Source organism: Microbacterium testaceum, from assembly GCF_020781835.1.
In the GTDB taxonomy this organism is placed as follows: domain Bacteria; phylum Actinomycetota; class Actinomycetes; order Actinomycetales; family Microbacteriaceae; genus Microbacterium; species Microbacterium testaceum_H.
Map to the genome: position 1 here is coordinate 1 of NZ_JAJGNJ010000014.1, position 14,578 is coordinate 14,578.

At 69.6% G+C, this 14,578-nt stretch carries 12 protein-coding genes; 8 read left to right on the forward strand and 4 right to left on the reverse strand.

Going from position 1 to position 14,578, the window contains the following annotated elements; translation table 11 throughout:
• Positions 1 to 170: 170 nt before the first annotated feature.
• The 6 genes from frr to LL239_RS16035 are packed head-to-tail and all read left to right on the forward strand — an operon-like array spanning position 171 to position 4,125.
• Positions 171 to 725 carry a ribosome recycling factor gene (gene frr, locus LL239_RS16010; protein ID WP_228164388.1) on the forward strand — a complete coding sequence of 185 codons (555 nt, stop codon included), beginning with the start codon at positions 171 to 173 and terminating at the stop codon, positions 723 to 725.
• Positions 726 to 728: 3 nt separating this feature from the next.
• Positions 729 to 1,775 carry a phosphatidate cytidylyltransferase gene (locus tag LL239_RS16015; protein ID WP_228164389.1) on the forward strand — a complete coding sequence of 349 codons (1,047 nt, stop codon included), beginning with the start codon at positions 729 to 731 and terminating at the stop codon, positions 1,773 to 1,775.
• A complete protein-coding gene (locus LL239_RS16020) occupies positions 1,772 to 2,347 on the forward strand; it encodes a DivIVA domain-containing protein (protein ID WP_228164390.1) in 576 nt (191 codons plus the stop codon). Before LL239_RS16015 ends, LL239_RS16020 begins: the two co-directional genes overlap by 4 nt.
• Positions 2,348 to 2,394: 47 nt before the next feature.
• A complete protein-coding gene (locus LL239_RS16025; protein WP_228164391.1) occupies positions 2,395 to 3,108 on the forward strand; it encodes a transglycosylase SLT domain-containing protein in 714 nt (237 codons plus the stop codon).
• A gap of 7 nt (positions 3,109 to 3,115) precedes the next feature.
• Positions 3,116 to 3,403: a hypothetical protein gene (locus LL239_RS16030; protein ID WP_228164392.1), complete on the forward strand. Its 288-nt coding sequence runs from the start codon at positions 3,116 to 3,118 to the stop codon at positions 3,401 to 3,403.
• Positions 3,403 to 4,125, forward strand: coding sequence for an alpha/beta hydrolase (locus tag LL239_RS16035; RefSeq protein WP_228164393.1), 723 nt, complete (start codon positions 3,403 to 3,405; stop codon positions 4,123 to 4,125). The genes LL239_RS16030 and LL239_RS16035 overlap by 1 nt, the downstream gene beginning before the upstream one ends.
• 3 nt (positions 4,126 to 4,128) lie before the next feature.
• Here the strand turns inward: LL239_RS16035 and LL239_RS16040 are convergent, their stop codons facing one another.
• Positions 4,129 to 5,205 (reverse strand): AI-2E family transporter, encoded by a 1,077-nt coding sequence (locus tag LL239_RS16040; RefSeq protein WP_228164394.1) that lies wholly within the window; start codon positions 5,203 to 5,205, stop codon positions 4,129 to 4,131.
• 173 nt (positions 5,206 to 5,378) lie between these two features.
• Between LL239_RS16040 and LL239_RS16045 the strand changes: the two genes are divergently transcribed.
• Complete coding sequence (locus tag LL239_RS16045) at positions 5,379 to 7,181, forward strand: glycosyl transferase (RefSeq protein ID WP_228164395.1); 1,803 nt, start codon at positions 5,379 to 5,381, stop codon at positions 7,179 to 7,181.
• Positions 7,178 to 8,122: a tetratricopeptide repeat protein gene (locus LL239_RS16050; protein WP_228164396.1), complete on the forward strand. Its 945-nt coding sequence runs from the start codon at positions 7,178 to 7,180 to the stop codon at positions 8,120 to 8,122. Before LL239_RS16045 ends, LL239_RS16050 begins: the two co-directional genes overlap by 4 nt.
• A 54-nt stretch (positions 8,123 to 8,176) precedes the next feature.
• Here LL239_RS16050 and glgB read toward each other — a convergent pair whose 3' ends face one another.
• The 3 genes from glgB to glgX all read right to left on the reverse strand — a co-directional run bounded on the left by glgB (position 8,177) and on the right by glgX (position 14,571).
• On the reverse strand, positions 8,177 to 10,315 hold the full coding sequence (gene glgB, locus LL239_RS16055; RefSeq protein WP_228164397.1) for a 1,4-alpha-glucan branching protein GlgB: 2,139 nt from the start codon (positions 10,313 to 10,315) through the stop codon (positions 8,177 to 8,179).
• Positions 10,312 to 12,279: a maltotransferase domain-containing protein gene (locus LL239_RS16060; RefSeq protein ID WP_228164451.1), complete on the reverse strand. Its 1,968-nt coding sequence runs from the start codon at positions 12,277 to 12,279 to the stop codon at positions 10,312 to 10,314. The genes glgB and LL239_RS16060 overlap by 4 nt, the downstream gene beginning before the upstream one ends.
• Positions 12,280 to 12,480: 201 nt before the next feature.
• Positions 12,481 to 14,571, reverse strand: a complete 2,091-nt coding sequence (glgX, locus tag LL239_RS16065; RefSeq protein WP_228164398.1) for a glycogen debranching protein GlgX — start codon at positions 14,569 to 14,571, stop codon at positions 12,481 to 12,483.
• Positions 14,572 to 14,578 lie beyond the last annotated feature (7 nt).

Genomic DNA, 14,578 nt, shown 5'->3' on the forward strand with positions numbered 1-14,578 from the left:
GTTGGCGGGTGGGGGGTGTTGTGGGTCGGGCCCCCGGGTCCACCCCCCCGCTGCGGGGTGGGCCTCTTTTCGCGGTCCCCCCTGCTCGGGGGGGGGGGGGGGGGGGGGGGGGGGGGGCCGCCCCCCCCCGCGACTAGACTGAGTCGATAGTTCCAACGAATGGAGTCACCGTGATCGCCGATGTCCTCGCCGATGCCGGAGCGCGCATGGATCGCGCCGTGGAGGCCGCCAAGGAGGACTTCGCGACCGTCCGCACCGGGCGCGCGAACCCCCAAATGTTCCAGAAGGTCCTCGTCGACTACTACGGCTCGCCCACCCCGCTCGCTCAGCTGGCGTCGCTGAACAATCCCGAGGCACGCACGCTCGTGGTCAACCCGTACGACAAGTCGGCGCTCAAGGCCATCGAGCAGGCGATCCGCGACATGCCGAACCTCGGTGTGAACCCCACCAACGACGGCAACCTCGTGCGCGTCACGATGCCCGAGCTGACAGAGGATCGCCGCAAGGAGTACGTCAAGCTCGTGCGCAGCAAGGGCGAGGACGCCAAGGTGCAGGTGCGCAACCTGCGTCGCAAGGCCAAGGACGACCTCGACGCGCTCAAGAGCGATGTCGGTGAAGACGAGCTGGTACGCGCCGAGAAGGAGCTCGACGGCGTCACGCGGGCGCACGTCGATGCGATCGACGAGGCGCTCAAGCGCAAAGAGGCCGAGCTTCTCGAGGTCTGATCCATGCCCGAGGCCCCCGACGCCGATGAGACGGCACCCGCCGCTTCGCCTTCCCGACGGAGGGCCGACGCGCGGCGCGCGCCGGTGAGCGGTGACTCGGTCACCGCCATCGAGTCGCAGTTGCGCGCCATGCGGACGGACGCCGAGCAGCACATCGCGCACGCCCGGGCCGAGTTCGATCAGGCCAACGAGCGCATCAAACAGCGCACGGGGCGCGATCTCATCGTCGCGATCCTCATCGGCGTCGCCATCGGCGTCGTCGTCGTGGCGTCGCTGATCTTCGTGAAGTGGCTCTTCGCGTTCTTCGCCCTCGGCGCGATGGTGCTCGCGGTGTTCGAGTTCTCCCGAGCGTTGCAGGTCTCGGGGCGACGGGTCGATGTCGTTCCGCAGCTGGCCGCCGGTGTCCTGCTTCTGGCCAGCGGGTTCCTCGCGGGCCTCTGGTTGCACTGGGTGGCGACGCTCGTCGCGGTGGCGTTCGTCATCGTCTGGCGTCTCACCGCACAACTCCTCGCCGACGACGGCCGCGCGTATAACGAGGTGCTCGCCGACGTCCTCGTCGCCGCGTTCGTTCAGCTCTACGTCCCGTTCCTCACCAGCATCGCGATGATCCTGCTGGCGGAGGACGGTGGCGAGTGGTGGGTGCTGGCGTTCCTGATCCTCGCGGTGGTCGCCGACACCGGCGCCTACGTGTCGGGTTTGACGTTCGGACGCGGCGGACGGCATCCGATGGCCCCGCGAATCAGCCCCAAGAAGACCTGGGAGGGCTTCGCGGGTGCGTGTGTGGCCGCTCTCGCGGCGGGCGTCGTGCTGGCCGTGTTCATGCTGCAGCTGCCGTGGTGGACGGGGCTGATCTTCGGCGCGGTCGTGCTGGCCACCGCCACCGTGGGTGACCTCGGGGAGTCGATGCTCAAGCGCGACCTCGGCATCAAAGACATGAGTTCGTGGCTTCCCGGCCACGGCGGGGTGCTCGACCGTCTCGACTCGATCCTGCCGTCCGCGACCGCGGCGCTCGCGACGTACTACCTTCTCGCGCCCCTCGGAGTGTCATGACCGAGACCCAGATCGCCCGTTCCGACCGATCGACGCCGTTCCCCGACGCCCCCGGGCGTTCGAAGGGCTACGAGAAACGCGCCGTCGACACCTTCCTCGAGAAGGCGCGCGAGGCGTTCGAGGCCGACGAGCCCGGCGCCCTCCGGTCGACGGAGGTGCGTTCGGCATCCTTCCCCCTGGTTCGAGGCGGCTACGCCATCGGACCGGTGGATGCCGCGCTGGGGCGTGTGGAGGACGCGTTCGCGGCGCGGGAGCGCGAATACGCCCTCTCGCGGCTCGGTGCCCGGGCCTGGGTCGCGGAGACGCGCGACACCGCGCAAGTCGTCCTCGATCGCCTGTCGCGGCCCCGCGGGCAGCGCTTCGATCGGGTCGGCCTCCTGCACTACGGATACAGCGTCGACGAGGTCGACATCGTCGCCGACCGCGTCCGCCGTTACCTCGCGTCCGGCGATCCGATCACCGCGGAACAGGTGCGGTCGGTGGCCTTCCGCATGCAGCGCGGTGGCTACCGCGAGGTGCAGGTGGATGCCGTGCTCGACGCCGTCGTCGAGGTCATGCTCGCCGTGGGCTGAGCCCCGCATAGCACCCCGACGACGGCATCGATAGAATCGAGCACACTGTGACTCCCGGATCCGACCTCACGCGTGCGTCGTCCCGACGTGTGGCCCGTCGCGGCCACGCGGTGGTCGATGTGGTGCATCCGGCTCCATCCGGGCGACGCGGACCCCACTGGTCGCGCCGCCGCGGTGTCGTCGCGGTCTTCGCCGCCTGCGCCGCGCTCGCCTTCACGGGCGCGTACGTCGGCCCGATGGGCGGGGCGATCCTGAGCGCACAGGCCGACGAGCCCCAGACGGTGACGTTGTACGCGGAGGGTCTCGACGACGTGCAGCAGGTCTCCACCGGCGGCGAGAAGCAGGCTCCCTCGCTCGACCGCTCGAGCTACAACGTGTACGTCAAGCCCAAGCCGACCCCGACGCCGCAGCCCGTCCGGGCCTCCTCGACCGGATCGGACGCTTCCAGCGGGGGCAGCAGCGGACCGCTCTACTATTCCGGCGGTGGCGCGCCCGGCGAATGGATGGCGGCGGCGGGCATCTCCGAAGCCGACATGGGCTACGTCGACTACATCGTCAGCCGCGAGAGCGGTTGGAACCCCAACGCCACCAACCGGTCATCCGGTGCCTGCGGGCTCGTTCAGGCGCTTCCCTGCAGCAAGGTGCCCGGGAACGGCTACGACCCCGTCGACAACCTCCGCTGGGCCACCGGATACGCCACCGGTCGGTACGGCAGCTGGGCCGGAGCGTACGCGTTCTGGACCAGCAACCACTGGTGGTGACGGGCGCGTGCCCCGTTCGCGCAAGCGGCGTCCGTCCAGCGACCGTTCCGACGCCTCGCTCGACCGCCTGATCGCCGGCTGGAAGCGCACCGAGTTCAAGCGCGGTGCCGAGTGGACCGTGCAACCCCTTTCCGGCGCACAGGCGCAGAAGCCCTATATCTGTCCCGGCTGCGGCAGAGCGGTCGAGGTCGGTGTCACCCACGTCGTCGTCTGGCGCGCCGACGGCGTCCTCGGCGACTCTGCCGATCTGGCCGCCCGCCGTCACTGGCACACCCACTGTTGGAGGATCGCCTGATGGAGATTCGCGGACCCGTGCTGCTTCCCGCTCGACGGGAGGACATCGAGCTGGAGACCGTCGACGGCCTGACGCTCGTCGGCGAACTGGCATCCCCCGAGCACCGTGAGCCGGTGGCCACGCTCGTCACGCTGCACCCGCTTCCGACGGCCGGGGGGTTCATGGACTCGCACATCCTGCGCAAGGCCGCGGGTCGACTCCCGGCCCTGGCGGACCTGGCCGTCCTGCGGTTCAACACCCGTGGCACGACATCGCCGCGCGGGACGAGTGAGGGCGCGTTCGACGGGGGAGGAGCGGAGGTGTTCGATGTCGCCGCGGCCGTCGACTTCGTGCGCGAGCGAGGGCTCCCGCGACCCTGGCTCGTGGGCTGGTCCTTCGGCACCGAACTCGCCCTGAAGTACGGCCGCGACCACGACATCGAGGGTGTCATCCTGCTCTCCCCGCCGCTGCACCGGGCGACCGCGGACGAGGTCGCCGCCTGGGCGGGCGATCGGCGCCGGATGGTCGTGGTGGTGCCGGAGTTCGACGACTACCTGCGCCCCGACGAGGCCCGCGAGCGCTTCGCCTCGGTTCCACAGGCGCAGCTCATCGCCGTCGACGGCGGCAAGCACCTGTGGGTCGGCGAGAACCAGACGCGTCGCGTGCTGACGGAGATCGTCGCCGCCGTGAATCCGGACGCCCTGCCGCTTCCGGTCGAGTGGGACGGCCCCCTCGAGGCCTGAGCCTCAGCGCTCGTTCTGGCGCGGGATGATGACCTCGCGGTAGATGATCAGAATGCTGGCCGCAACCGGGATGGCGATGAGCGCACCCAGGAGGTTCAGCAGCGCCCCACCGGCGAGTGCCGAGATGACCACGACCGAACCGGGAACCGAGACCGCCCGGTTCATGATGCGCGGCGAGATCACGTACGCCTCGATCTGCATGTACACGAGGTAGTAGATCGCTGCGGCCACGATCGCCCACGTCGGCGTTCCGAGGCCGGGGATCAGGCAGGTCAGCACGATGATCGTCGACCCCGTGAGCGTGCCGACGAGGGGGATGAGGGAGAAGAAGAACGCGATGACCGCGAGCACGGCGGGGAAGGGCGCGTCGATGATCGTGAGGAAGATCGCGCTCAGGATGCCGTTGATCACGCCGAGGCTCACCTGACCCATGACGTAGTAGCCGACCGAGTCGGTGATCTTCTCGGCCAGTTCGATGAACCGCGCACGACGGGATGCCGGGACGAGCTGATACACCGCGGACTTCAGCGACGGCGTCGACGCGGTGAAGTAGATGGTGAGGATCAGCACGATGAAAGCGCCGCCGATGCCGGCGGCCACCGCCCCGCCGATCGTCAGGAGACTGTTGCCGACCATCGTGGAGATCGAGCCGACGTCGAGGGTGGTGAACCAGTTCTGCACCCCGGCCCAGACCTCGTCGATCCGAAGCCAGGGAAAATTCATCGTGGCCCAGTCCTGGACGTCGGCGACGATCTCGTTCCAGCGCCCCGGTTGCAGCAGCTGCTCGATCTGCCCGACGAGCTGGGTGATCTGGCTGACGATGATGGGGACGACCATGAGGATGATCCCGGCGAAGATCCCGAGCACACCGAGGATCGTCAGGAGGACGGCTGCCCACCGCGGCAGCCCGCGGCGTTCGAGGAAGGAGACGACCGGATCGAGCCCGAGGGAGAGGAACAGCGCGGTGCCCACGTACAGCAGGATCGTCGAGAGGTTCTGCACGCTCCCGATGACCAGGAGACCGACGCCGACGCCCAAGGTCGCCAGCAGGGCGACCCGGAACGGATTGTGGATCTTCATCCTCGTGACTCCTGCCTGCGGTGGGCGAGCGTGCCCGTCTCGAAAGGATACTGAGACAGTGCGCTTCCGGCGTGACCGCGGGGCCTCGCCGCGAACTTTCAGCCGGCCTCGGCTAGTCTGAAACGTCGATTCTTCGGTGGCCGCCCGAGTCGCCGGTGGGGATGGTGTGTAGCGTGAGATTCGTCTGGGCCGTGGTGGCGTTCGTCATCGCCGCCGCCATGATCGGCGCGGGCATCGCTCAGCGCACCGTCTTCCAGGGGCCCTCCGAGGCCACGGAGTCGATTCAGACCGACGGGTCCACGGCCTACACGCTCATCGACGGCGCCGTCCTCGGCAGCCTTCCCGGTGCCCAGGCGCTGCGCGTCTCCGGCGACGGTGAGGTCTTCGTCTCCTACGGCCGTACGAGCGACGTGCGCGCCTGGCTCGCCGACGTCCCGTACACGGCGGTCACCCTGGGGCCGGAGAACGCCGTGCAGACGTCCCTCGTCCCCGCCTCGACCGAGGCTCCCGTGACCGAGGCGACCGCCGCACGCACGCCCGTGGGCTCGGACCTCTGGCTCGACGAGTATCAGCAGACCGGCTCGCTCAGCACGACCCTTCAGCTCCCGTCCGACATGAGCGTCCTCGTCGCCAGCGACGGTACAGCGCCCGCCCCGTCCGACATCACCGTCACGTGGCCCATCGACAACTCCACGCCGTGGGCGGGTCCGCTGATCGCCGGGGGAGCGATCGCCCTCCTCGCCGGCATCGTGCTGTACCTGCTCGGCATCCGCCATGTCCGCCGCTCCCGTCGTCCGCGGCGCAAGGGCCTGCCTCTTCCCGTCACCGAGCCGATCTCGATCGCCGACGCCGACGCGGCGGAGAAGGGCGTGATCAGCTCGTCTCCCTCCCGGCGCGGACGCGGGGCGCTCGGTTCCGGCCGCCGCGCGCTGATCGCCGTTCCGGCGCTGGGCGTCTCGGCCGCGCTCTTCGCGGGGTGCTCCGCCGACGCATGGCCGCAGTTCGCCGCGAGCGAGAGTCCGAGCCCCACCCCGACGGTCATCGTGCCCGAGGGGCAGTTCCCGCCGGCGGTGACCGAGAACCAGGCGGAGCGGATCATCTCCCGCATCGCCACGACGGTCGCGCAGGCCGATGCGGCTCTGGATGCCGCCGCAGCCGAGACGCGGCTCACCGGACCCGCGCTGGCCGAGCGGCAGACGAACTACACCCTGCGCGCCGCGCTGCCCGACCGGCCCGCGCTGCCCGCGATCCCTTCCGACCCCGTGCAGATCATCCTCCCGCAGACGACCGGGACCTGGCCGCGCACGGTCATGACGGTCGTGGAGTCCCCGGCCACCGACGCCCCCACCACGTCCATCATGATGATGACGCAGGAGGATCCGTGGTCGGAGTACCGGGTGTCGTACATCGGCAACCTCGAGGCATCCACGAACCTGCCTGAGCTGGCCGCTCCCTACGTCGGCGCGACGCAGGTCCCGCCGGACTCGTCGTTCCTGGTCATGCCGCCCGACGAGGTCGCAGCCGCGTACGCCGACCTCATCAACAACGGCCAGAACAGTGCATCGTGGGCGGCATTCGACACCGCCAACGATCTGCTGCTGCCGGCGATCGAGGACAACAAGCGCAAGCGCACGGAAGAGCTGAACCAGACCGGACAGGGCACGGCCGAGATCAGTTTCTCCGCGACGGCCGGTCCGGCCGCGCCGATCGCCCTCGCCACGCTCGACACCGGCGCGATCGTCGCGGTCAACGTCTTCGAAAGCGACACGGCGAAGCCGACCAACGCGGATGCCGTCATCAAGCTCGACAACAACCCCGCGGTGAAGGCTCTCACCGGCGTCGACCAGTCGGCGACGGGCTTCACCACGACCTACACCGACCAGATCTTCTTCTACGTGCCCAGTCAGGGATCGGACGACAAGATCCGGCTGCTGGGCTACCGTTCCAGCCTCCTCGAAGCGAAGGTGTCTCCGTGAGCACTCCCACCCCCGGTTCCGTCCTCCGCGGTGCCGTCGACCTCTCGTCCCTGCGCAACCGTCCGCAGCCGCCGGCGGCGCTTACCGACGGTGCGCCGTCCCCCGCCGCGGGTGCCGCCCCGTCCCCGCTCGTCGTCGACGTCACCGACGCGTCCTTCGGACAGGTGCTCGAGCTCTCGCGCACCGTCCCGGTGGTCGTGGACCTGTGGGCCGAGTGGTGCGGTCCGTGCAAGCAGCTCAGCCCGGTGCTCGAGAAGGTCGTGATCGAGCTGGCCGGCAAGGTGGTGCTCGCGAAGGTCGACGTCGACGCCAACCCCCAGCTCGCCCAAGGCTTCCGCGCGCAGTCGATCCCGATGGTCGTCGCGCTCGTCGCGGGCCAGCCGGTGCCCCTGTTCACCGGTGCCGTGCCCGAGCAGCAGGTCCGTGAGGTGTTCGCGCAGCTTCTCCAGCTCGCGGCCCAGCACGGGGTCACCGGCACGGTGCCTCTCGATGGCGCGACGGATGCCGAGGAGCCCGCCGAGCAGCCGCTCCCGCCGTTGCACGCCGAAGCGTTCGCCGCCATCGAAGAGGGCGACTACCCGCGTGCGATCGCGGCGTACGAGCGCGCTCTGGCGGAGAACCCCCGTGACGCCGATGCGCGTGCCGGACTCGGCCAGGTGCGTCTGCTCGATCGCGTCCAGGGCGCCGACCTGCAGGCCGCGCGGGCGGCCGCAGCCGCGGGCCCGACCGATGTCGACGCCCAGTTCCTGGTGGCCGATCTGGACGTCGCCGGCGGTCACGTCGACGACGCGTTCGAGCGGTTGCTCGACCTGTTCGCCGCCCTTCCCTCGGACGAGCGCCCTCCGGTGCGCGAACGTCTCCTGGAGCTGTTCGGGCTCGTCGGCGACGAGGACGCCCGGGTGATCCGCGCTCGCTCGCGTCTGGCATCCCTGCTGTTCTGATCCATGTGAAAGGCCCCGTCCGCGGACGGGGCCTTTCACATCTGCGCGCGTCGGTCAGCCCGCGCGGTGGTGCAGCCAGAGGACGCCGAGCGGCGGAACCGTCAGGACGGCGCTTCCGCGGGCGTCCGTGGTCACCGAGCCGAGGTTGCCCTGACCGGAGCCGCCGAACGCCTCCGCGTCGCTGTTGAGCACCTCGGTCCACGTGCCGGCCTCGGGGAGATCGAGCGGGAAGTCGCCGAGGGGCACACCGGAGAAGTTGCAGACCACGACCACGGTGTTGCCGTGGTGGTCGCGGCGCGCGAAAGCGAGCACGTTGGGGTTCCACGCCGGTGCGCCCAGGCGCGAGAACGCGGCTCCGTCGTGGTCGCGCGACCACAGCGGCGCGTGCTCGCGGTAGACGCGATTGAGTTCGGCGACGAACGAGTGCAGCTGGGCGTGCGAAGGCTGGTCGAGCATCCACCAGTCGAGGCTCCGCGACTCCGACCATTCGGACATCTGCCCGAACTCCTGGCCCATGAACAGCAGCTGTTTGCCCGGATGACCCCACATGTAGGCGAGGAAGGCGCGCATGTTCGCGAGCTTCTGCCAGTGGTCGCCCGGCATTCGACCGAACAGACTGCCCTTGCCGTGCACGACCTCGTCGTGGCTGATGGGGAGGATGAAGTTCTCGCTGAACGCGTACACGAACGAGAACGACAGCTCACCCTCGTGGTGCGAGCGGTACATGGGATCGCGCGCGATGTACTGGAGCGAGTCGTTCATCCAGCCCATGTTCCACTTGAACCCGAAGCCCAGGCCCGCGTGGGCGGTCGGCGCGGTGACGCCCGGGAAGCTCGTCGACTCCTCGGCGATCATCGCGATGCCGGGGTAGCGCTTGTAGGCGGTGGCGTTGACCTCCTGCAGGAAGCGGATGGCCTCGAGGTTCTCGCGGCCACCGAACTGGTTGGGGGCCCACTCGCCATCGTTGCGGGAGTAGTCGAGATAGAGCATGGATGCCACGGCATCCACGCGGAGTCCGTCCACGTGGAACTCCTCGAACCAGTACAGCGCATTGGCGACGAGGAAGTTGCGCACCTCGTTGCGTCCGTAGTCGAAGATCAGGGTGCCCCAGTCCTTGTGCTCTCCGCGACGGGGGTCGGGGTGCTCGTAGAGCGGCTCTCCGTCGAAGCGGGCGAGGGCGAAGTCGTCCTTGGGGAAGTGGCCGGGGACCCAGTCCATGATCACGCCGATGCCGGCCTGGTGCAGGCGGTCGATCAGGTAGCGGAGGTCGTCGGGGTCGCCGAAGCGGCTCGTGGGGGCGTAGTACCCGGAGACCTGGTAGCCCCACGACCCTCCGAACGGGTGCTCGGCGAGGGGCAGGAACTCCACATGTGTGAAGCCCTGGGCGCTGACGTAGGCGATGATCTCGTCGGCGGCGTCGCGGTACGACAGGCCCGGGCGCCACGAGCCCAGGTGCAGCTCGTAGATCGACATGGGGCGATCGATCGGGGCGGTCCGGGACCGCTCCTCGATCCAGGCGTCATCGGCCCAGCGGTAGGCGGATGTCGTCACGACCGACGCGGTGGCCGGGGGGATCTCCGCCAGGCGTGCCATGGGATCGGCCTTCTGGATCCACGCCCCCGCACGCGTCAGGATCTCGAACTTGTAGCGCGCGCCGACGCCGACTTCGGGGACGAACAGTTCCCAGATGCCGCTGCCGCCCATCGAGCGCATCGCACTGCCGCTTCCGTCCCATCCGTTGAAGTCGCCGATCACGCGGACGGCGCGAGCGTCGGGCGCCCACACGGTGAACGCCGTACCCGTGGAGCCGTCCAGTTCACGGACATGGGCGCCGAGGACGCGCCAGAGCTCTTCGTGACGGCCCTCCGAGATGAGGTGCAGGTCGAGCTCGCCCAGCGAGGGCAGATGCCGATAGGGATCGTCGGCGACATGCTCGGCTCCGCCGTCGTACGTCGCGCGCACGCGATACGGACCCGGCGCGCCGGCGTGCGCACCCTCCCAGATGCCGCCGTGCGTGTGGGCGAGATCCACCGTGGAGCCGTCGGCGAGTTCCGCGACGACCTCACGCGCCAGCGGTCGTCGGGTGCGGATGACCCATCCGTCGGCGGTCTCGTGCACGCCGAGGACGCTGTGGGGGTCATGGTGGGCGCCGTGGGCCACGGCATCCAGGAGTTCGGGGGGAAGAGCGGTCATCGGGACTCCTTCACGTGCAGGATGTGCACGGGTTCGGCGAATGCGTCCAGGCGCACGAAGTTGTGGTCGGTCCAGGTCCAGACCGCGCCCGTGACGAGGTCTTCGACGTCGTAGGGCGTCCCGGGCTCGACGCCCCAGATCGTGGTGTCGAGGTGAACCGTCGTCTCACGCGTGGAGTGCGGGTCGACGTTGGCCACGACGATGATCGTGTCGGCCTGGCCCGTGGGCGACAGCGCAGCGTCGAGGTGCTTGGCGTAGACCAGGATCGCGTCGTCGTCGCTCCACTGGATGTGGAGGTTGCGCAGCTGGCGCAGGGCCGGGTGGTCGCGTCGGATGCCGTTCAGGCGGCGCAGGTACGGGGCGAGGGAGTCGCCGGCCGCCTCGGCACCGGACCAGTCGCGGAATTTGTACTCGTACTTCTCGTTGTCGATGTTCTCTTCGGACCCCGGCCGCGCGACGTTCTCGTACAGCTCGTAGCCGGCGTACACGCCGTACGTCGGCGCCGCGGTCGCCGCGAGGGCAGCACGGATCTTGTAGGCGGGGCGACCGCCGAACTGCAGGTACTCGGTGAGGATGTCGGGGGTGTTGACGAAGAGGTTGGGGCGGAGGAAGTCCGCGGTCTCGTGGGCGAGACCGTCGAAGAACTCCTCGAGCTCCTGCTTGGTGTTGCGCCACGTGAAGTACGTGTAGCTCTGCTGGAACCCGGCCATCGCGAGACCCTGCAGCGGCGCGGGTCGTGTGAAGGCCTCGGCGAGGAACACCGCGTCGGGCTCTTCGGCACTGACGGTGGCGATGAGCCACTCCCAGAACTGCAGCGGCTTGGTGTGCGGGTTGTCGACGCGGAAGATGCGGACGCCCTGGGCGATCCAATGCCGCACGATCCGCAGGACCTCGGCCCGGATGCCGTCGGGGTCGTTGTCGAAGTTGACCGGGTAGATGTCCTGGTACTTCTTGGGAGGGTTCTCGGCGTAAGCGATCGACCCGTCGGGAAGCGTCGTGAACCATTCGGGGTGCTCGGTGACCCAGGGGTGGTCGGGGGAGGCTTGGAGAGCGAGGTCGAGGGCGACCTCGATGCCGTTGACGCGTGCTGCCTCGACGAACGCGCGGAAATCGTCGAGCGTCCCGAGGTCGGGGTGCACGGTGTCGTGGCCGCCGGCCGGTCCACCGATCGCCCAGGGTGACCCGGGGTCGCCCGGGGAGGTGACGAGGGTGTTGTTGGGACCCTTGCGGTTCTGCTCGCCGATCGGATGGATCGGCGGCAGGTAGAGCACGTCGAAGCCCATGCCTGCCACACCCGGCAGACGGTCGACGGCAGAGCGGAAGGTACCGCTGATCACGGAGCCGTCCTCGGCGCGCGTGGCGCCCTCCGAGCGCGGGAAGAACTCGTACCAGGCGCCGACGCCGGCACGCTCGCGTTCGACGAGCAGTTCGGCGTCCCGACCCGCGGAGACGAGCCCCATGACGGGACGGGCCGCGAACAGCTCCGCGATCTGGGGGTCGCGGACCACCTGGAGAGCGACGTCGTCGTGCGTGTCGGGGTCGCGGAGCGTTCGCGCGGCGGCGTACAGCAGGTCTTTGTCTTCGGCCGGACGCTTCTTCTCGCCGCGGGCCCGGTCGAACAGCTGCGCACCCATCTCGCGCATCAGTGCGGCGTCGACGCCGGCGGCGATCTTCACCTCGGCAGCGTGCTCCCACGTGGCGAACTCGTCGGCGAACGCCTCGAAGCGGAACCGCCACACGCCCTGCTCGAGCGGGGCGACGAGGGTCGACCACCGGTCGAACCCGTCGTTCAGCGGCGAAAGCCGGTGCAGGGACTCGTCGCCGGACGGGGAGAAGAGGCGCACGTGAACGCCGATGCGGTCATGTCCCTCGCGGAACGCGGTGACGGTGAAGGGCACCGCTTCGCCGACGTAGGCCGAGGGGCGGAACCGACCGCCGGGCACGTGCGGATGGGGGAGAGCCATCGGGATGCGCGGCGTCACCACCCCTCGGGAGGGCGTCGGTTTGATCGGACGCACCGGGATCGAGGCGGCGCTGCGCCAGGCGGAAACGGGCGAAGAGGTCGTCGTCGTGGTGGCCACGGTCCGAACCTACCGTGGGGCGACGAGGTTGCCGCAGGGCTTGCCCCGGGCCTTGACAGGACCCTCCGGTTCGACGACGGTTCGTCAGCCTCGCGCCTCGACGCGGAAGAGCCGCATCGACGTTCCGACGAACGGGACGACGTCGCCGGGGGACAGGCGGGGCGTCTCCTCGGACGGCGTTTCATCGGCGCTCGACCACAGAGACACGTACTCCACATCGTCCGCCAGCGCCGGCAGCGTCACCTCGACGGGGCTTTCGTTGCCGTGCACGACGAGCAGGATGCGATTGAACTCCTCGGTCTCCGGGGTCGACGTCGCGAGGTACTGGAGGGTGCGGTGCGAGGGGTCGGTCCATCGCTCACCCGACATGGTCTCGCCGTGCTCGTCGAACCAGTCCATGACCGACGCGGAGGGGATCCGCTCGCCGGAGCGCGCAAAGCGCACGGGGCGCAGCGCCGGGTTCTCACGGCGCAGGGTGAGGAGCCGCCGCGTGTGCGCGTACAGATCCTGCTGCCAGGGCGCGAGGTCCCAGGACAACCATGTGAGGGGGGAATCGTGGCAGTACGCGTTGTTGTTGCCGCGCTGCGTGCGACCCATCTCGTCGCCCGCGGTGATCATCGGCACGCCCGCCGACAGCAGCAGCGTCCCGAGCAGGTTGCGCATCGCCTTCCGGCGGGTGGCGAGGATACGCGGATCGTCGGTCTTCCCCTCGGCACCGTGGTTGTACGAGCGATTGGTGTCGGCGCCGTCGCGGTTCTGCTCGCCGTTGCCGAGGTTGTGCTTGACGTCGTACGACACGAGGTCGCGAAGCGTGAACCCGTCGTGGGCCGTGACGAAGTTGACGCTCGCGAGCGGTCCGCGTTCTTCGGAGAACGTGTTCGAGGACCCCGCCAGGCGCGTGGCGAACCCCCCGATGCCGACGGGCGCCGTGCTGGCGCGGCGCGCGTAGTCGACGTCGCTGAGCCAGAAGTTTCGGACGCGGTCGCGGTAGCGGTCGTTCCACTCGTGCCATCCGTCGCCGAACCCGCCGGTCTGCCAACCGCCCATGCCGACGTCCCAGGGCTCGGCGATGAGCTTGGTGCCCGCGAGAACCTCGTCCTCGCGGATCGCCGTCAGCAGCGGATGGTCGGGCGTGAACGCATGGTTCTGGTCACGGCCGAGGGTCACGGCGAGGTCGAAACGGAATCCGTCGATCTGCACGTCCTCGGCCCAATAGCGCAGGGAGTCGAGCACGAGTCGGGCCGCGGCATCCGTCGCGGTGTTCACGGCGTTCCCGCAACCGGTCTCGTCGATGTAGACGCCCTCGTCGGTCTGACGGTAGTACGAGCGGTTGTCGATGCCGCGGAAGCTCGAGCGCGGTCCGCCGATGCCCTCCTCGGCGGTGTGGTTGTACACGACGTCGAGGATGACCTCGAGCCCGGCCTCGTGCAGGAGCCGGACCATGCCCTTGAACTCGCGCAGCACCGCCTCGGGACCCTCGGCCCGGCTCGCGGCGGTGGCGTAGGCCGCGTGCGGCGTGAAGAAGTTGAGCGAGTTGTAGCCCCAGTAGTTCGTCAGCCCGAGTTGGAGCAGGCGCGGCTCGGTCGCGAACGCGTGGACGGGCAGGAGTTCGACGCTGGTGATCCCGAGCGAGAGGAAGTGCTCGATCATCGCCGGGTGGGCGAGTCCGGCGTACGTGCCGTGCAGGGCCGGCGGGACCCCGGGATGCCGCTTGGTGAGGCCCTTCACGTGGCCCTCGTAGATGACCGTCCGGTCCATCGGGACGCGCGGCTTCGCGACGCCTCCCCAGTCGAAGCCCCCCTCGACGACGACCGACCGCCAGTCCCCGAAGCCGCCCGCGACGAGGCCACGGGCGTACGGGTCCAGGAGGAGCGTCTCGGGGTTGAACGTGTTCCCGGGCCCGTGGGGGCCGCCGACGCGCACGGCATACCGCGCGCCGGGGGTCAACAGCGGGGTCGTGGCCTCGAAAACGCCGCCACCCACGGCCGTCATCGGCAGCGTCTCGACGGCCCAGTCGAGGTCGACGTCGTCGAACACGACGAGCTGCATCGCGTCCGCGTGCGCCGACCACACCCGGAGCGTGCCGCCCTCGGGACCGAGCCGCACCCCCAGGTCATCGAGGGACGGCGAGAGGAGGGCGGATCGTGCAGACAGGGCCGCTTCGGGTGGGACCATGCGTCCT

Bases quoted from the DNA above. Each gene is read 5' to 3' on its own strand.
- glgB (WP_228164397.1), bottom strand. From the start codon at position 10,315: ATGACCGCTCTTCCCCCCGAACTCCTGGATGCCGTGGCCCACGGCGCC.
- LL239_RS16060 (WP_228164451.1), bottom strand. From the start codon at position 12,279: ATGGCTCTCCCCCATCCGCACGTGCCCGGCGGTCGGTTCCGCCCCTCG.
- LL239_RS16020 (WP_228164390.1), top strand. From the start codon at position 1,772: ATGACCGAGACCCAGATCGCCCGTTCCGACCGATCGACGCCGTTCCCC.
- LL239_RS16015 (WP_228164389.1), top strand. From the start codon at position 729: ATGCCCGAGGCCCCCGACGCCGATGAGACGGCACCCGCCGCTTCGCCT.
- LL239_RS16040 (WP_228164394.1), bottom strand. From the start codon at position 5,205: ATGAAGATCCACAATCCGTTCCGGGTCGCCCTGCTGGCGACCTTGGGC.
- glgX (WP_228164398.1), bottom strand. From the start codon at position 14,571: ATGGTCCCACCCGAAGCGGCCCTGTCTGCACGATCCGCCCTCCTCTCG.
- LL239_RS16035 (WP_228164393.1), top strand. From the start codon at position 3,403: ATGGAGATTCGCGGACCCGTGCTGCTTCCCGCTCGACGGGAGGACATC.